Source organism: Terrisphaera buseokensis (assembly GCF_047521145.2).
GTDB lineage: Bacteria > Verrucomicrobiota > Verrucomicrobiia > Opitutales > Opitutaceae > ER46.
This window is the reverse complement of the sequence record NZ_CM134186.1, coordinates 5,827,408-5,844,207: the sequence shown is the minus strand read 5'-3', so window position 1 is coordinate 5,844,207 and position 16,800 is coordinate 5,827,408. Positions and strand designations below refer to the sequence as shown.

The window sequence follows — 16,800 nt, the reverse complement described above, 5'->3', positions numbered from 1 at the left end:
TATTAGTCGATACATCATCCTTAGTATAAAAATGAATACCACCTCCCGCACCACGCTTCGTTCCCGCCACGGTTTCACGCTCGTTGAAATCATGATCGTCGTCGTCATCATCGGCCTGCTCGCTGCCATGGCGATTCCCGCCTTCCAGAAGGTCCGCGTCGCTTCGCAGGACAAGGCCGTCTTGAACAACGCCCGCCAGATGGCCGCCGCCGCCGACCAATACTACCTGGAAAACGGCGCGACGTTCGCCAACTCCTCCAGCCTCGTCGGCGCCACCAACTATGTGAAGGCGCTGAACACGGTCGCGAGCGAGAGCTACCCGGTCGCTTATACGCAGGGTATGACGATCACGATCACGAACATCGCGAATGCCCGTACGATCACGTACGCGCCCTGAACGAGCCTGATTCGTTTCCTTTCCAGCCGCCCGATCCGTCGGGCGGCTTTTTTGTGCCCGTTTCCAGCGTCCGGCCCGGCTCGGAGGTGCGCCCGGACAGATAGCCCCGGCCTTCCCGAGCGGCGGCGGTCGCCGCATGGGTGGAAGCCGCAAGCGGCACCTGCTGATTGCATTCAGTCACCGGGAACTCCAGCGTCGTCCCGACGTGAACGTTTCCTGGGATATCCTCAAAATTCTCTCGGACCCGACCCGGCTTCGGCTGCTGGCCCTCGTGCTGCGCGAGGAGCTCTCGGTGGCGGAACTCCAGGAAATCCTGGCGATGGGCCAGTCCCGCATCTCCTCCCAGCTCGCCTTGCTGCGGACGGTGAATCTCGTCACCGACCGGCGGGATGGCAAAAACGCTTTCTACTCGTTCCGCCCGAACCTGCCCCCGCGCACGCTCGCGCTGATCAAGGCGGCGGTGGACTCGGTCACCGAATTGCCGGTGATGCTCGAGGATCGGGAGAATCTCGATCGCATCCTGCAGAAACGCCGCCGCAGCCAGGAACAGTATTTCAACGCGATCGCCGGCCGCCTGGGCAAAAACTACTGCCCGGGCCGGTCCTGGGAGGCGATTGGCCACCTTGCGTTGCGACTCACTCCGGCCATCGACATCGCCGACCTCGGCGCGGGCGAGGGCCTGGTGTCGCAGTTGCTCGCGCATCGGGCCCGGCAGGTGTGGTGCATCGACAATTCCCCGCGCATGGTCGAGGTCGGCACGGTGCTCGCGAAGAAGAACGGCCTCGCCAATCTCGTCTACAAACTGGGCGACATCGAGAGCGTGCCGCTGCCCGACAAGTCGGTGGATCTCGCGATCCTGAGTCAGGCGCTGCATCACGCGCAGCACCCGCAGGCCGCGGTCGACGAGGCGTTTCGCATCCTGCGCCCCGGCGGTCAGGTGCTCATTCTCGATCTCAACGAACATACGTTCGAGAAGGCGCGCGAGCTGTATGCCGACGTCTGGCTCGGCTTCAAGGAGAGCGCCCTCCACCAATTCATGAAGAAGGCGGGTTTCACCAAGGTGGAAGTGGCCATGGTGGCGCGGGAAACCGAGGAGCCGCATTTCGAAACCTTGCTGGCCAGCGGTTTGAAGATCGCCCGGTAGGTTCGCTGACCGGGGTTTACCGCAACGGGAGGCGGGGATTTGCCGCCCGCTCCGTCTTGTGCAACGATTGCGCGCCGCAGGAGTCTTACCGCACGTACATCATCTCGGATGGTTTGTGGGAAGGGACCTGCAGCCATCCGCGAGTGACTGAATTCCCGCCCCGACGTTCGCACCTATGCCCAGCCGATTGCTCACGCTCATGAGGTTCTTCTTCGCCTTCCTTTGTCTGCTCATCGCCGCGGCGTCGGTCGTCCACGCCGCGCCGGCCTCCCGCGAGGAATCCGTTTTCCTCTTCGAGAATCGTAAGCTCACCGTGACGTTGCCGGACGGCTTCGGATGGGCGACAGCCAAGGATGAAGACGGCATGGTCAACATCAGGCTGGCCGATCCCAAGGATCGGGTGAGCGTGGAGCTTCGGTTCCTGCCCGACCCCGAGAGCCGGATGGCCAACGCGCGGGCCCGCAAGGAGCTCATGAACGAAATGTTCAACGAGTTCGTCGGCACCTCGACCGAGAAGGCGATGCGCTTCGAGGAACTTCAGCCGCAGACTGGAGCGGGGACGTACTGCGTGTTCACCGACGCCAGCCTCGTCGGCAAGACGACGTTTCCGCCCGGCGAGTACCTGCATCTCACCACCGGCCTGAAAGCCTGGCCGGGCGTGGTGGCCGTGTTTCGCTTCTTCAGCCGCGACACGACCTCACCTGAATACGAGGCCGTGATGAAAATGCTGCGCGAAAGCGTGCACGAGCGGAACGTACCGCTGAAGTAAAACCGGAAACCGGAAACCGGAAACCGGAAACCGGAAACCGGAAACCGGAAACCGGAAACCGGAAACCGGAAACCGGAAACCGGAAACCGGAAACCGAGTCACGCGGTTCGGAAAAATCCGCAGTCCGCAATCCGAAATTGCCGAAGCGTTTCCGGACTCCGGTATCCGGTCTCCGGTTTTGTCAGAGTTTCTTCACCGCGTACGCCATCGCGTGCGCGATCTTCTCGAGCTGCTCATCGGTGTGCATCGCGGAAATCGCCGTGCGGATGAGATCCTTGCCGGCGGGCACCGCGGGCGCGATCGACATGACGGTGAACACACCCTTTTCGAGGAGCGCTTTCCAAAACGGATACACGCGCTCCTTCGATCCGAGCACGATCGGCACGGCGGGCGTCTCGCTCTCCCAGGTGTCGAGGCCCAGCGACTTGAGCATCGCCCGGTACTTGCGGGTGTTGGCCCACAACTGCTCCAGATGTTGCGGCTCCGACTGCATGACCTCGAGCGACGCCTGCGCACAGGCCGCCTGGCTCGGGCTGATGGCCGCGGAAAAAATCGTCTGCTTCGAATGCGTGCGGAGGTACTCGATGATCTCACGCGACGCCGCGACAAATCCACCGGTGCTCGCCAGCGACTTCGACATGCTGCCGCAAATGACGTCGACCTTGTCGTTGAGTCCGAAGTGATCGACCGTGCCGCGTCCCTGCCGGCCCAGCACGCCGAAACCGTGCGCATCATCGAGCACGGTGAAACAGCCGTTCTCCTCGGCGATCTCCGCCAGCTCGGGAAGCCGCGCGATGTGGCCTTCCATCGAGTAGACGCCCTCGATGACCATCATCTTGGTCGCGTCCTGATTCACCGCGCCGAGCACCTCGCGCAGATCGTCGGGGCTGTTATGCGAGAAACGCTCGACCGTCGCCATCGACAACCGGATGCCGTCCCACAAACACGAATGGATATTCTTGTCCGCCAGAATCACGTCACCCTTCTGCGCAAACGACGCGACGCTTGAAAGACACGCCAGATAACCGGCGACATGGATGTGGCAGGCTTCACGGCCGAGGAACGCCGCCATCTTCTCCTCGAGCTCGACGTGATAGGTGCGCGATCCGTTCGACGTGCGCGCGCCCGTCGTGCTCGTGCCCCACTTCAAAAGCGCGGCGCGTCCCGCCTCGATGACCTTCGGGTGGAATGACAGCCCTAGGTAATCATTGCTGGACAACATGATCATCTCCTTGCCGTCCAGCTTCACGGTCGTGCCCCGCTGGGCCTCCATGGCGTGATAGTAAGGCGCGTACTTCAACCTCATCTTCGTCGCGTAATCATCACGACACCGGGCCTGCAGCGCCTTTTTGTTTTTGGTAAAGAATGATAACGCCATGTCCGCGGAAAGCGTGAGCACGGGCCGTGCCCATTGCAAACGCAAAGGTCCGTTTGCACCTCTCTGCAGCGAGCAATGCGCCCGACTCGCGGCTTACGTTTTTCGAGCGCGCGTGCGCACGCGCGGCATCGCGCGACATCACCCCGCGAACCGGCCCGACCGCGCTTGATTACGCGGCGCGGTGCGCGCGCGGCGGCAAGTCCCGCATCCACGCCGTCAGTTCACGCGCATAGTCGGTCCACGTTTTGAAACGACGGTTGCGCGCGGCGGCGGCCAACGCGGCGACTTCGCCGGGATGGGCGAGCAGGCGGGCGAGGGCAGTCGCGATCGACGCCGGCATCACGTCGTCGAGCGTCAGGCAGCCACCGCCCCGCGCGGACTCACCGAGGGCGCCGTGCGCGCAACACACGCAGGGTTTGCCGTGCGCGAGACTCTCGATCACCGGCAAACCGAAGCCTTCGCTGAGCGACGGATAGACCGTGAAGGTGCAGCGCGCATAGGCGTCCGTGAGTTCCGCTTCACTCGCCGGCCCGTCGTACCGCAACGGTCGGCCCGCGGCCTGCAGCGCCCGGATGCGAGCCAGGGCATCGGCACCGGTCTGCGCATGCGCGAGGCCGACGAGATGGAGCGAAAAAACATCGCCGCCCGCCCACCGCGCTTCGCAGGCGTCGAGCAGGGCAAGGTGATTCTTGCGGCCTTCGATACTGCCGACCGAAAGCACCACCGCGCCGTCGGCCGACGACGCGTGCAGCGGCTGGGGCGTTGTATCCGGTAAGTCGATGCCGAGCGGGATCGCCCGGACTGGCGGCGGCGTCGCGGCGCCGAGCCAGCGCCAGTAGTCGATCAGCGCTGCGCGCGAGTCCTCCGACACGGCCGCGATGCCGTCGAATGCGAGCAATTCGATCAGGTACGCCGGAAACCGCGCCACGGTTTTTGTCGGCGTGAGCTCCGGCAGCCGCAGCGCGATGGCGTCGTGGAAAAGTGCGACGCGCGGCCCGGTGGTGGCGGCAAACAGTGCCGGCAACGCCCGCGCCACGCCCGGTGAAAAGACTTCCGGCACCACCAGCCCGGAGTTTTCAGGCAAGGGCGTGGAACGGCTGCCGATGAGTCGCTGCACGCGACTCCGCATCGTTGCGCCCCACGGCCAGCGGGCGCCGCGCTTGGCCGCGGCGGCGGTCGCCCTGAGGTTGTCGTGTTCCCACGCCTCGAGCGTCCGCCAGCTGCGGCGATAGGGATCGTGCGTGACACCCACCGCGCCGTCGCCGAGCGCCACCCGCAGCGAGCGCGCCACGCGCTGAATGCCGGTGCGGGCGCGCGTGTGGCTGGTGTGCGAGAGATCGAGGAGCAACGGCGCAGACATGGCGGCGGCTAGGGTTGTGGCAGCGCGCGACCGGAGGAGAAAAGCGCAATCGCATCCGTGGCTCCGACCGGGACCGTACTCATTTTTTGGGGACCGAGGCGGGCGGCGGGCCGAGTTGCCACAGGCTGACATTTTTGACCGACGCCACCTTGGTCCACGGCCCGGGACACTTTTCCTGCAGGGCCTCGCGCTCCTCCACATCGTAGAGCAGCGCCGCGATCGGCCGCCCCGCTGCAGCCGCGAGCTGGCGGAAGCGTGCGAACTCCTCCGCGTTGACGAATTCCCAGCGCATCACCGGAAACTCCGTGTAATAGTAAAGCGAGCCGCTGTGCAGTCCCGCGAGCACGAGCGCGCCCGCGGGAAATTCCGCGCGCGCCGCCGCCGCCGCGTCCGCATAGCCCTGTTCGTACACTTTCGTGAGCAGGAGATGAAAGCGTCCCGTCCAGTACCAACTGAGCCCGATCGCCCAGACGCCCAGACCGATCGCGGCGAGCGTGCGGAACGGACGCAGTCGCGTGGACGCGCGGGCTTCCCGTCGGCGTGCCCACGCGTCCACGCCGAGGAGTGCCGCCAGAATCAGCGCGGGCGTGCCCGGCAGGATGAATCGAAGATCCCACCACACTTCGCGCGAGATCTCGTAGAACAGGTACAGGCCGGTGAACGCACCGAACCAAAGCCCGAGCGCCAGCAGGACGCGTCCGTTGCCCTCGCTCCGTCGCACCGCCACGACCGGCAGCACGAGCAGCGCCGCGGGCAGCAGCAGGGCGAGCCATTGCACGAAGTGCACGAGCGTTGGCGGACCGTACGCCCAGCCGAAGGCCTGAGTGATGTCCACGTAACCCGACCGCAGCGCGCCGCCGTAAAGCGTGTGATTGTAGTAACCGAGCCAGAGCGCCCACGGTAAACCGCCAAGCGCGGCGAACAGCAGCCGGCGGAAATCGAGGCCGAGAATCACGAGGAGCGCCGGCAGCAGCAGGACGTTCGTCGCCCGCACCAGCACCGCGATCGCCAGCGCGGTGCCAGCCACCCACGCCCAGCCCGCATGGGTGCGTGCGCGCAGCGCGGCCGCGATTGCGGCGAGACACCAGGTCGTCGCGAGCGTGTCACTCAGCGGTTGGATGGAGGTAAACAGGAAGACGGGATACGCCGCCAGGATCACCGCGCCCGTGACGGCCAGCACTGGATCCAGACCGAGCTGCCGGCCCACAGCATGGATCAACAGCAACGCCGCCAGCGCGGCGCTCACGCCGACGATCGGGGCGGCGAGTGTCCACCCGAAGAGTTTTCCCGCGAGCGCGAGATGCAGTGGCAGGCCGACGGCGTAGGTCGGCGACAACCGCGGGTTGCCGTCGAACGGCACGAAACCGTGCGGCTGGAACTGCTGGCGGCGCAGACTGGCCTGCGGCCCGAACTCCGGCGGCGTGCGCAGCTCGGCGGCGAGCGAGCCCGCCGCCAGCAGCCGTGCGCTGTTCAGGTAGCCGGAGGAATCCGCGCCACCGGCGACGTTGGACGAATTGCGCGCGAGAAAAAAACCATACGCCGCGAGCGCGATCGCTCCGATCCAAAGCAGCCGCCGCAGCGCGGGAGCGGTGGCGGCGGGGGGATTCGGATTTGACATGGTGCGCTTGCGTTCTGTGATGCCGCAAACTGCCCGTGAGAAAATTGGAAGACAAGCGCCCGCATGGACTTCGCCTTGATGCCAGCCGGCGCGATGCGCGGCGCAGCGGATGAGCGCCGCGGAACGCAAACTCCGGGGTGGCCTGCTCCTCGGGTTGCTCTCTTCGCCGGTGCGCGTCGCCTACCTCGTGGGCGTCGGAATTTTCCTCTGGTGCGTCGCGCAATTCTACCGGCCTGACACCGGGTTCTCGAGTTTGATTTCGATCGGCGATCTGTTGAGCGATTCGAAAGTCTCGGCGCTGCGGACCGTGCCGCATTACATCTACGAGAGTTCGCCGGGTTACGACGGCGCGTATTACGTGCAGCTCGCGCTCAATCCGACGCTCGACAATCCCGAACTCGAGAAGGCGATCGACAACCTGCCGTACCGCGCGAAACGCATTTTGTTTTGCTGGAGCGCCTGGGTGCTGGGAGCGGGCCAGCCCGCCTGGATCGTGCAGGCGCACGCGTTGCTGAATGTCATTTGCTGGCTCGCGCTCGGCTGGGTCCTGCTGCGGTGGTTTCCGCCGGACCGCTGGGAAAACGCCCTGCGCTGGCTCGCCGTGATGTTTTCGCACGGCGTCATCATGAGCGTGCGTCACTCGCTGGTGGACGCGCCCAGCCTGCTGCTGGTGGCGCTCGCGATGCGCTGGTTGGAGACGGGCCGGAGCCGGGCGGGTGCGGTCACGCTGGCGTTCGCGGGGCTGGGCAAGGAAACGAGTCTGCTCGCGACGGCCGGGCTCGACTTCGACTGGCGCGCGCCGCGCACCTGGGGCCGCGTGGCGCTCAACGTCGGGCTCGTCGCGCTGCCGCTCGTGCTGTGGATGGGCTACGTGCGGTGGAAGTTTGGTCCCGCGCAGGATCCGGGCATGGGCAACTTCACGCGGCCGCTCGCCGGTTGGATCGAAAAGTTCGGCGTCGCGTGGCGCGAGGCGTTCAGCGCCACCCCATCCGGCCTGCTGTGGGCGACGCTGGCCGTCGTGCTCGCGCTGGCGGTGCAGGCGTTGTTTTTCGCACTGCGGCCAAAGCCCGCCGAGCGGTGGTGGCGCGTCGGCGTCGCGTTCGCGGGCATGATGCTGTTCCTGTCCACGCCGGTGTGGGAGGGCTATCCCGGCGCCTCGACGCGCGTGCTGCTGCCGATGACGCTCGCGTTCAACGTTCTCGTCCCGCGCGGCTGGCGCTGGCTGCCCGTGCTGCTGGCGGGCAATCTCACCGTGGCGGCGACCGTATTCGAATTTTCCCCACCGCATGAATTTTACGAACTCCGCGGCGAGGCTACGGCCCGCGGCGCCGTGCGCGTGTTGCCTGCCTCCGGTTGGCACGGTCCGGAGCGTCACCTGCAACAGCACTGGCGCTGGAGCACCGGCCGGGCGGAACTGCGCCTGACCAACAGCTCGGACGCCCCGCTCCAGCTCGCGGTGCGGGCCACGGCCAGTTCGGCCGGCGGGATGCGGTCGGTGCGGGTGAGTCTCGGCGAGCGCCTCCTCTGGGGCGACACCGTCGGCGAGGGCGCGGCGCCGCTGCGTTTCGGGCTCACGCTGCCACCGGGTGTGACGACGCTGGTGTTCTCTACGGACAAACCGGCCGAGAAGGTCGGGACGGATCCGCGTGCGCTGGCATTTCAGATCGCGAATTTGGAAATCGTCGTGCAGCGCAAGACCGGATCACAGTAGCGCCTCTTCCATGTCCTCCGGCTTTCGTTCGTTCCTCCGTTTGCTTCCTTTCTACCGTCGCGTGGAGAAGGAAAACAGCCGGCTGCGCAAGGAGGTCGATGCGCTGCGCACGCAGCAGGGCGAGTGGGCGCGGTTCTTTCCGCCCGGACATTTCTACTCGCCGCTGCCCTCGAAGGAGGAAGTCGCGGAGGCGTTTGCGCGCGGCGGCTTCGGTCCGCCGTTCCCCGGGATTGATCTGAACGAGGCGGGACAGTTCGCGCGGCTGGAGCAGTTCGCGGATTGGTACGGTGAGCAGCCCTTTCCGGAAAAGCTCACCGCGGGCCGCCGCTACTATTTGGAGAATCCGTCGTACGGACACTACGACGCCATCATGCTGTACGGCATGCTGCGCGAGGCGCAGCCGCGACGGATCGTCGAGGTCGGTTCCGGTTTCAGTTCGGCCGCCATGCTTGATTTGAACGAGCAGGTGCTCGGCGGTGGCGTGGAGTTCACGTTCATCGATCCCGACATGGGCCGGCTGCGGCCGCTGCTGCGCGCCGGAGATCAGACCCGCGTGACGCTGATAGAGAAACGCGTGCAGGACGTGCCGCTCGATCCGTTTGCCGCGCTGGGTGCGAACGACGTGCTGTTCATCGATTCGTCGCACGTGAGCAAGATCGGCAGCGACGTGAACCGGCTCTACTTCGACGTGCTGCCGGCGCTCGCACCCGGCGTGTTGATTCACATCCACGATGTCGCAGGCAACCTCGAGTATCCACGCGACTGGTTCGACGAAGGCCGCGCGTGGAACGAGCAGTATCTGTTGCGCGCGTTCCTGATGAACAACCGTGACTACCGGATCGAACTCTTCTCGGCGTGGCTCTGGAACATGAAACACGAGTTGATTCGCGACCGGCTGCCGATGTGCGCGCGCGGCGGCGGCGGCCAGATGTGGCTGCGGAAGCTGAACCGGTAGCCCGGTTCAATTCAGTTGCCCGCGAAACATGCGAATGGGCTCGAATGGGGAACCCAAACTCGACGGTTAATCCCAACGTCCTTTGAGAGTTTGGCTATAGGCCGCTTGCTCGAGGGGCAATTAATACCAATCGCTCTTTGCCTTTGGACTTTAGCCGTGGCTACGAGCGCCAGCGAGTGGTCGTTCGGCCACTCGCTGGCGCTCGTAGCCACGATCGATCCAGAAGTCCAAAAGCAAGGAGCACTTATCTGGGTCGCGAGCGCATAACTGGGCGACCACGCCAAAAATCCGACTATTACGGGCTGCTGGTATAACGTGGGATGGCGGGGAAAATGAAGTCGCTGAAATTCGCGTCGTTTCGCGTGATTCGCGGGGGATCCTCCGCCGGTTGTCGGTTACGCGTCGCTAGAATGTCGCGATGCTCTCGAGCCGACGGCGGTAACGCGCGCCGATCACGGCGGGAGCGAAGCGCGCCTGCATCGTCGCGCGCGCGGCCCTGCCGAGATTCGCGGCGTGGGTGCGATCGGAAAACAGCCGGCGCATGTGCTCCGCCGCGTGCGCGGGATCAGGATCGGCCCACGTGGAGCCTTTCGCATACGGACCGTGGTTTTCCTCGAGGGTGACGAGGCGGGCGCGAACCGGGCAGCCGTTCTCCGCGTTCACGAATTCCGCCGTGGCCGACCAGTCCGTCGAAATCACCGGCTTGCCGAGCAGCATGCATTCGGCGACGGCGAGACCGAAGCCTTCTGACCGATGCAGTGAGACGAAGGCATTGCACGCCGATTCCAGTCCGTAAATCTCCGCGCGCGAAAGCGTCTCGGTGAGCAGCACGGTGCGCGGCAGATCGCGGACCGCGGTCTGCAGTGCGGCGAAGTCCGCCTCGTTGCCCGTGGCGTTCTGCACCTTGATCACCAACGCGGCTTCCTGCGCGAACGCCGCCGAACCGCGGGCGGCCTGACGAAACGCCTCGATCGCGGCGCGGGGATTTTTGCGGGCTGAATACGAATTCAGATCGAACAGCGTCAGGAAAAGAAAGGCGTCCGCCGGCAGATTGAATCGCGCCCGCCAGTGGGCGACGCCGCCTTCCGGGGCCGCGAAGCCGATCGCATGCGGCATGGTCAGCACGGGCAGCGGCGACTTCAACGCGATCGCGGCGGACGTGAAATCGCTCGGACACCAGATCTCGTCGAAGTAGTCGAAGCTCGCCACCCAGCCGTCCGGGAACTCCGGCAACTCCCACGCAAAATAGGCGATGTTGTACTTTCCGGCGCGGAAGCCGCGGCCGTGATGGTGATCGATGTCACGCGACGCCGGCGGATCGATGTGCACGACATTCACGTCGTGGGGATTGTCGTCCTGCAGGCGCGCGGCGTAACTCTGATCGCCGAGCCGGTTTTTGCAGTTGAGCTTGAGCGGCACGAGGGCGGACGGAATGCCCGCGGCGTCGGCGGCTCGCACCATGCAGCGCGCGGATTCGCCCACGCCGAGTTCAGCGGTGAGGAAGCCGACGATGTTGAGTCCGAGCCGGGCGTGACGGCGCGCGTACTCGGACGAGTAGGGGGCGTCGCGGCGGGAAAAATCGAAGATCACCTCGCCCGCCTCGGTTGCGATCGTGGTCACGCGCCTCTGGCGGTTTTTATTCTGGGTGCGAAACCGCTGCAGGCCGCCGAACCCGGTGAGCCGACCGAGCCAGGCGAGGAAATTGGTGAGGCCGACGCCGGTGAGTTCGAACGCCAGCGTGACGGATTCGTCGGCTGGCAGCGCGACGCGTTGTTCCCAGGGGCCGGGCGCGGATTGGGTGAGCGCGGCCACCGGCCGGCCGTTCACGGTCAGGCGCAGGCCGGGTAGCGACGTTTCGAGGCCGCGGGCGTCCGGATGCGTCACGCATTCACCGCGGACCAGCAGGGCCTTCACGCCGGAGAGCGGCGGCAGTTGCACGTGCGCTTGCTCGCGAATCCACGCCGAGTTCGGGGCGAACGCGTCGAAGAAAAATCCGGCGTAGGCGGTGAAGCGCCGGGAAAAGGCGCCGCTCGCGGGCGGCGTGCGAGGGCTGGAAGACATGCGGGATGGGCGAGGGAAGGCGGGGTCTCCCGGCTTGGCAAAACTTTCCGCCGGGCGTTCGCGTCCGGCTGTGGACCTCGCGGTGGAGGGAATCGTGACGCCGACGGGTTTGCGTACAATCACCCTCACTCCGGGCTTGCGCGAGGCGCGTCGGCGGTGATTTGTCTGCGGTGTTAGCTGCGACTCTTTCGTCCGCGTTCCAGACCGCGGGCCCCCAACCCTCCCCTGAAAAAATTTGCCGTTGCCATGGCTGCGCATGGGCGCGTCGGCCTGCTCGTGTTGGTCACGATGCTGGTCTGGGCAGCGCATTACCATCGTTGGACGCTGGCGTCGTGGCAGGTGCCGACCGACTACGTCGGTGACGCCCACGAAGTCCTCGCCCGCATCAAGGCGGCTTCCGAGGGCGAGTCCTGGCCGCTGACGCCGCAGGTAATCGACCGGCTCGGGACGCCGTTCGGCGCGCATTGGAACGGCTATCCGACGCCGGACAAACCGCTGATGCTGTTGTTGGGCGCGCTGTCGCATTTAATCGGCGTGTTTGCCGCGGCGAACGTCGGACTGATGCTGGCGCAGGTGAGCGCGGCGCTCGCATTCTATTTCACGGCCCGCTGGCTGCGGTGCCGCTGGGAGTGGGCGTGGGCGGGCGCGCTGTTGTTCGCGTACACCTATCACACGTTTCACCGCGGGCTGGCGCATTTCTCGTTCGTGTTTACCTGGACGGTGCCGCTCGGGTTGCTGGCCGTGTGGCTGATCGCGCAGAGCCGGCGCCTCGAGTGGTGCAGTGCGGGCGCAGTCGTCTGTCTCGGCGTGGGGCTCGCGCTCGGCGTGAGCACACCGTACAATCTTTTGTTCTGGGGCCAGCTGCTGTGCTGGGCGTTGCTCGCGCAATGGTTCGGGGCCCGGCGGCGCGCGAATCTGACCATTGGGATTGCCGCGGGCGTGGTGGCGGTGTCGGCGTTCTTCGTCACGAACGCGGAGGTGTGGCTGTTTGTGCAGGAGCCGGAGGCAGTGCCGTTGCTGACGCGCAATTACGGCGGCACGGAGCGATATGCGCTCAAGCCGATGGAGATGTTCATTCCACCGACGTTTCATCGCTCCGATCTTTTTGCGTTCTTCGGACATCGCTACAGCCGCTGGTCGGAATGGCGCGGCGAGCCCTACCTGCCGTACCTCGGTGTCGTGGGCATCATCGGCCTGGTGTGGCTGGCGATGGCGAGCGCGCGACGCCTCTTTGCGCGGCGGTCACCGCCGGGCCAGGCTTTGTCGGCCGGGTGGCTCCTCGCGTACGCGACGGTGGGCGGACTGACCAACGTGATCGCGTTCTTCCTTGGGTTTCAGGTTTTCCGCGCGACGAATCGCGTGGCGGTGTTCATCTCCGCACTCGTGCTGGTGTTTCTCGCGGTGCGGCTTTCGCGGCTGACCGCGAGGTGGCCGGTGCCCTGGCGCGTGGCGGCGGCGATGGCCGTAGCGTTGATCGGCGTGTTGGATCAACTCCCCCGGCGCTGGCCTGATGAGGTTTACACGCGGATGGCGGCGGATGTGCGATCAGATTTGAAGTTCGGAAAAGAACTCGATGCCGCGCTCCCGCCGGGCGCGATGGTGTTTCAACTGCCCGTGCTGGGTTTTCCCGAGGTGCTGCCGCCGAATCGTCTGGTCGACTACGAACACTTTCGTCCGTACCTCACCACCGATCACGTGCGCTTCAGCTACGGTGCGGCGAAGTTTCGCGCCCGCAGTCGCTGGCAGCGCGATCTGGAAAACGTGCCCATCGCCACTCTGGTCCGTCGTCTCGAGTCGTATGGTTTCTCGGCGCTTTATCTGAACCGCAAGGGTTACGAGGATCGCGCGGAGAGGACGTTGCAGGACCTCAAGGCGCTGGGCTACACGCGGCGAATCGAGGGCTCGGGCGGCCAGCAGGTGATGGTCATGCTGCGCCCGCAGGCGGCGCCGGTGCTGCCGCTCGGCCGCGCTTTCACCTTTGGCCGCGGCTGGCATCCGCGGCCGGACGACGGCGTGCGCTGGGCGTTCGAAAATGCCGTCGTCTCGTACTTCAATCCTTACGACCGTCCCATCACCGCCGACGTCCACTTCAAGGTCGTGGGCAACGGCCTGTGTCGCGTTGTGGTGGAGCACAACGGCCGGCCGATTCGCACGGTGGAGGTGGGCGAGGCGGCGAGCGACCTCGCGTTCCCCGCGTTCCCGCTCGCGCCGGGGGTGAACGTCATTGCGTTCCGGCCGAAGGACGCGGCGAAGCGTCTCGGGTCCGGTCCCTATCAACTGCGCTCGTTTGGTCTCAAGCAGTCGTCGATCACGATCACGTCGGAACCGGCGGTGGCGGACTGACGTCTCCCGGCGACTTCCATCGCGGGCGGGCGGCGGCCTTACCAGGGCTGCACCCGACAATGGACATTGAAATCAGCCGGCGACGCTGGCGGTGTAACGAGGCGTCCCCGCATGCAATCCGACGAATACCTGAAGCTCGCTGAGGTTGAAGACCAGATGTGGTACTTCCGCTCGCTCCACGCGCACGTGGATCGTGCGCTGGGGCCGGTGGCGGCCCGACCGGCGGGCGCGCCGCGTCTCCAGGTGTTGGATGCGGGCTGCGGCACCGGCGGCCTGATCCTGCGCCTGCGCGCCGCCCACCCGGAGTGGCAGTTCGCCGGAATCGATTTCATGCCGCTGGCGTGCGAGCTGGCCCGGCAGCGGTGCGGTCCGGAGGTCGACATCCGCGTCGCCTCGATCACGGAGCTGCCGTTTCCGGATCAGAGTTTTGACGTCGTGGTGTCCGCCGACGTCGTCTGCCAGGTGGACAATCCCGAGGTCGCCGCCGCCGAGTTCTTCCGCGTGCTGCGTCCCGGCGGAATCGTGGTGATCAACGTTCCGGCCTACCTGTGGATGTGGTCGTATCATGACGACTCGTGCGAGACGAAGCACCGCTACACCCGGCCGGAAATCGACGCGCTGCTGCGCGGCGGCGGCTTCGGGGAGCGGCGGACGACGCATTGGAACGCGCTGCCGTTCCCGGTGGTGTGGGCGAAGCGGAAGCTGTTTCGGACGAGCCGCGACACCAGCGATGTGAAACGCTATCCCGCGCCCATCGAGGCCGGCTTCAACGGCCTCATGGCGCTCGAGCATGCGTGGCTGCGCGCGGGTGGACGCTGGGCGTGGGGCACGTCGGTCTTCGGCGTGGCGCGCAAGCCGTAGCGGGTCATGATCCATTTCGTCGTCGCGTTCGCGCTGCTGCTCCACGTGCTTTTTTGGGGCGCAGGCGCGGCCATGCTGGCGATGCCCGCGCCGTGGCGTCGCTTCTGGCCGGTCCTGGTGATTCCCGCGGGCCTCGCATTGCAGTCCGCCGTCGTGTGGCTCGGCGCGCACACCGGCCTGCCCGGCACGCAGGCGTATGCGTGGTGGAGCGAGCTGATTCCGTTCGGGCTTTTGATCGCGGGCGTGCGGCAGCGCGGCTGGGACCCAATCCTGCTCGACGTCACGCGCTTCGGCGTGGTGTGGGCGACGGTGGCCGGATGTCTGGCGCTGCTGGTGCTGCCGGTGGCCATTGCGTCGAAGTCGCTCACGACGATCTCGCTGGGCAGCTGCGATGCCGCGGACTACGCGGCCGGCGCGCGAGTGCTGATGGAATTCGCGGCGGGCGACCGCAGTGGCTTTCTCGGACTCACCGAGGTCGTGCGCGTGCAGTCGGTCGACAATTTTTTCGACTATTGGATCCGGCTCAACCACTTCACGCCCTCGGCCTTGATGGCGTTGAACGGCACCGTGCTGGCGTGCGCGCCGCACGAGATCGCGACGCTGCTGACCGCGGTCCTCCTCGCCAGCGCGCTGCCCGCGGTGTTCTGGTCGGCGCGCGCGATCGTGGGCTACAGCGGCGGCGTGAGCGTGATCATCGCGGGCCTGTTCGGGATCAGCCCGGTCACCTGGTATGCGTTTGCGCATGTCTCGCCCGGCCAGTTGCTGGCGGCGCAGGCGGTGGTGTGGCTCACGTGGGCCGGCGTATCCTTGTGGCGGGGACGGCTGACCTGGCGGCGGAGCCGCTGCTTCTGGCTGGCGCTGGCAATTGGCTACTGGCTGGTCCTCGGCAGCTATAATTTTTTCCTGCTCGTGTGCCTCGTGCCTGCGGCGGCGTATGCGGGTGGACTGACCTTGTGGACGCGCGCGTGGGTCCGGCTCGGGCGGTGGCTGGCGATGATGCTGCTGCCCCTGGTGGTCGTGGGCGGGCTGTTCTTCGAGCGCGTGGCAGGACTGGCCGAACGGTTCACGCTGCTGCGCACGTACGATTTTGGCTGGCCGGTGCCGGGACTCGCGGCGGAGGGCTGGCTCGGCATGGTGCGCGGGCCGGATCTGCTGGCGTGGGATTTTTTTGGGCTGCGCTGGGTGCTGGCCGCGGCCGTCGTGGGCCTGCTCGCGTGGGCCTTTCTACGCGCCGCCCAGCAACGCGTGCGGGCCCTGTGGCTTGTGATCGCGATCACCGCACCCGTGCTGGGCGCGTACCTGTGGCTCGAAGCGCGGGGCGCGCGGCTCAACACCAATGCGAGCTATGACGCGTACAAGTTGTTCGCGGTCTTTTATCCGCTGCTGCTCCCGGCGTTCTGCTGGTGGGTGACTCTCCGCCGCAGTCGCAAGCTGCATGAATGGTTGCTCGTGGGCGGCGTCGCGCTGGTCGTGATCGCGTTCAATCTGGCGGGCTGCGGCATGTTCATCTGGAAGCTGAGCCGGCCGCCGCTGCTCGTGGATCGGGAACTCCGGCAGCTGCGGACGATTGAAACGATGCCCGACGTGAAGTCGGTCAATCTGCTGATCCCCGACATGTGGTCGCGGCTGTGGGCGCATGCGTTTCTGCTGCGCAAGGGCCAGTATTTTCTCACGCACACGTACGAAGGCCGGCTCAACACCCCGTTGCGCGGCGAGTGGGATCTCGAAGGAGGAATCGTAGCCGTGGATCTGCCGGACGCCGGGCGGCGTCAGGTGTCGGCGCGTTTTGCCCTGGTGGATACGCGCGCGCCGTCGTTCATGCGCGCCGAACCCGGCGAAGGCTGGCATGCGGAGGAGTTCGATCCACGCTCGCTCGAGCGGTGGCGGTGGACCCGCGCGCAGGCCGGCGTGAAGGTCCACAATCCGCACGCTTATCCGCTCGTGGTGGAGTGCGCGCTCGACGCGTGGAGTCCGGCGGCGCGGAGGGTTGGAGTCAAAGTGGGCGCCGGCCCGCTGTCGCCGCTCGTGACGATCAGCGAAAAGCGGGCGCGGGTGGCACTGCCCGCGATTACAATCGCGCCCGGCGATACGGTGATCGTGCTGGCCTCGCCGCAGCCGGCGATCACCGCGCCCGGTGATCCGCGGCCGCTCGGCGAATGCGTGTTTCGCCTCCGGCTTTCGCCGCGCAGGGAGTAAGGGCGGC

12 protein-coding genes are annotated in these 16,800 nt (G+C 66.2%); 8 read left to right on the top strand and 4 right to left on the bottom strand.

The genetic code is table 11. The features are described 5' to 3' along the window. Positions 1–31 precede the first annotated feature (31 nt). The 3 genes from ACLJEU_RS21925 (at position 32) to ACLJEU_RS21915 (ending at position 2,310) form a co-directional block, all read left to right on the top strand. Positions 32–397, top strand: a complete 366-nt coding sequence (locus ACLJEU_RS21925) for a prepilin-type N-terminal cleavage/methylation domain-containing protein (RefSeq protein ID WP_414663890.1) — start codon at positions 32–34, stop codon at positions 395–397. Between the two features lie 205 nt (positions 398–602). Next, the gene (locus ACLJEU_RS21920; protein ID WP_414663889.1) at positions 603–1,541 is read left to right on the top strand and encodes an ArsR/SmtB family transcription factor; all 939 of its coding nucleotides are present in this window, start codon (positions 603–605) and stop codon (positions 1,539–1,541) included. 175 nt (positions 1,542–1,716) lie between these two features. Next, a complete protein-coding gene (locus ACLJEU_RS21915) occupies positions 1,717–2,310 on the top strand; it encodes a hypothetical protein (protein ID WP_414663888.1) in 594 nt (197 codons plus the stop codon). A gap of 181 nt (positions 2,311–2,491) precedes the next feature. On the opposite strand, the gene ACLJEU_RS21910 is transcribed toward ACLJEU_RS21915, so the two are convergent. The 3 genes from ACLJEU_RS21910 to ACLJEU_RS21900 all read right to left on the bottom strand — a co-directional run bounded on the left by ACLJEU_RS21910 (position 2,492) and on the right by ACLJEU_RS21900 (position 6,666). Continuing rightward, positions 2,492–3,688 (bottom strand): aminotransferase class I/II-fold pyridoxal phosphate-dependent enzyme, encoded by a 1,197-nt coding sequence (locus ACLJEU_RS21910; protein WP_457795290.1) that lies wholly within the window; start codon positions 3,686–3,688, stop codon positions 2,492–2,494. A 169-nt stretch (positions 3,689–3,857) separates the two neighbouring features. Continuing rightward, entirely contained in the window at positions 3,858–5,048 is a 1,191-nt protein-coding gene (locus tag ACLJEU_RS21905) for a glycosyltransferase (protein ID WP_414663886.1), read from the bottom strand. Positions 5,049–5,127: 79 nt separating this feature from the next. After that, entirely contained in the window at positions 5,128–6,666 is a 1,539-nt protein-coding gene (locus ACLJEU_RS21900; RefSeq protein ID WP_414663885.1) for a hypothetical protein, read from the bottom strand. A 109-nt stretch (positions 6,667–6,775) separates the two neighbouring features. Here ACLJEU_RS21900 and ACLJEU_RS21895 point away from each other — a divergent pair, with 109 nt between their 5' ends. Together ACLJEU_RS21895 and ACLJEU_RS21890 are read left to right on the top strand one after the other, a co-directional pair. Next, positions 6,776–8,377 carry a hypothetical protein gene (locus ACLJEU_RS21895; RefSeq protein ID WP_414663884.1) on the top strand — a complete coding sequence of 534 codons (1,602 nt, stop codon included), beginning with the start codon at positions 6,776–6,778 and terminating at the stop codon, positions 8,375–8,377. Positions 8,378–8,387: 10 nt separating this feature from the next. Continuing rightward, complete coding sequence (locus tag ACLJEU_RS21890) at positions 8,388–9,332, top strand: class I SAM-dependent methyltransferase (protein ID WP_414663883.1); 945 nt, start codon at positions 8,388–8,390, stop codon at positions 9,330–9,332. A gap of 405 nt (positions 9,333–9,737) precedes the next feature. On the opposite strand, the gene ACLJEU_RS21885 is transcribed toward ACLJEU_RS21890, so the two are convergent. Beyond that, on the bottom strand, positions 9,738–11,393 hold the full coding sequence (locus ACLJEU_RS21885) for a glycosyltransferase family 4 protein (protein ID WP_414663882.1): 1,656 nt from the start codon (positions 11,391–11,393) through the stop codon (positions 9,738–9,740). A gap of 246 nt (positions 11,394–11,639) precedes the next feature. Here ACLJEU_RS21885 and ACLJEU_RS21880 point away from each other — a divergent pair, with 246 nt between their 5' ends. From ACLJEU_RS21880 to ACLJEU_RS21870, 3 genes are all read left to right on the top strand, one after another. After that, positions 11,640–13,736: a hypothetical protein gene (locus ACLJEU_RS21880; RefSeq protein WP_414663881.1), complete on the top strand. Its 2,097-nt coding sequence runs from the start codon at positions 11,640–11,642 to the stop codon at positions 13,734–13,736. Between the two features lie 111 nt (positions 13,737–13,847). Next, positions 13,848–14,597: a methyltransferase domain-containing protein gene (locus tag ACLJEU_RS21875; RefSeq protein WP_414663880.1), complete on the top strand. Its 750-nt coding sequence runs from the start codon at positions 13,848–13,850 to the stop codon at positions 14,595–14,597. 6 nt (positions 14,598–14,603) lie between these two features. Next, on the top strand, positions 14,604–16,793 hold the full coding sequence (locus ACLJEU_RS21870) for a hypothetical protein (protein WP_414663879.1): 2,190 nt from the start codon (positions 14,604–14,606) through the stop codon (positions 16,791–16,793). Positions 16,794–16,800 lie beyond the last annotated feature (7 nt).

Bases quoted from the DNA above. Each gene is read 5' to 3' on its own strand.
- ACLJEU_RS21885 (WP_414663882.1), bottom strand. From the start codon at position 11,393: ATGTCTTCCAGCCCTCGCACGCCGCCCGCGAGCGGCGCCTTTTCCCGG.
- ACLJEU_RS21925 (WP_414663890.1), top strand. From the start codon at position 32: ATGAATACCACCTCCCGCACCACGCTTCGTTCCCGCCACGGTTTCACG.
- ACLJEU_RS21910 (WP_457795290.1), bottom strand. From the start codon at position 3,688: ATGGCGTTATCATTCTTTACCAAAAACAAAAAGGCGCTGCAGGCCCGG.
- ACLJEU_RS21895 (WP_414663884.1), top strand. From the start codon at position 6,776: ATGAGCGCCGCGGAACGCAAACTCCGGGGTGGCCTGCTCCTCGGGTTG.
- ACLJEU_RS21900 (WP_414663885.1), bottom strand. From the start codon at position 6,666: ATGTCAAATCCGAATCCCCCCGCCGCCACCGCTCCCGCGCTGCGGCGG.
- ACLJEU_RS21905 (WP_414663886.1), bottom strand. From the start codon at position 5,048: ATGTCTGCGCCGTTGCTCCTCGATCTCTCGCACACCAGCCACACGCGC.
- ACLJEU_RS21875 (WP_414663880.1), top strand. From the start codon at position 13,848: ATGCAATCCGACGAATACCTGAAGCTCGCTGAGGTTGAAGACCAGATG.
- ACLJEU_RS21870 (WP_414663879.1), top strand. From the start codon at position 14,604: ATGATCCATTTCGTCGTCGCGTTCGCGCTGCTGCTCCACGTGCTTTTT.
- ACLJEU_RS21880 (WP_414663881.1), top strand. From the start codon at position 11,640: ATGGCTGCGCATGGGCGCGTCGGCCTGCTCGTGTTGGTCACGATGCTG.
- ACLJEU_RS21915 (WP_414663888.1), top strand. From the start codon at position 1,717: ATGCCCAGCCGATTGCTCACGCTCATGAGGTTCTTCTTCGCCTTCCTT.
- ACLJEU_RS21890 (WP_414663883.1), top strand. From the start codon at position 8,388: ATGTCCTCCGGCTTTCGTTCGTTCCTCCGTTTGCTTCCTTTCTACCGT.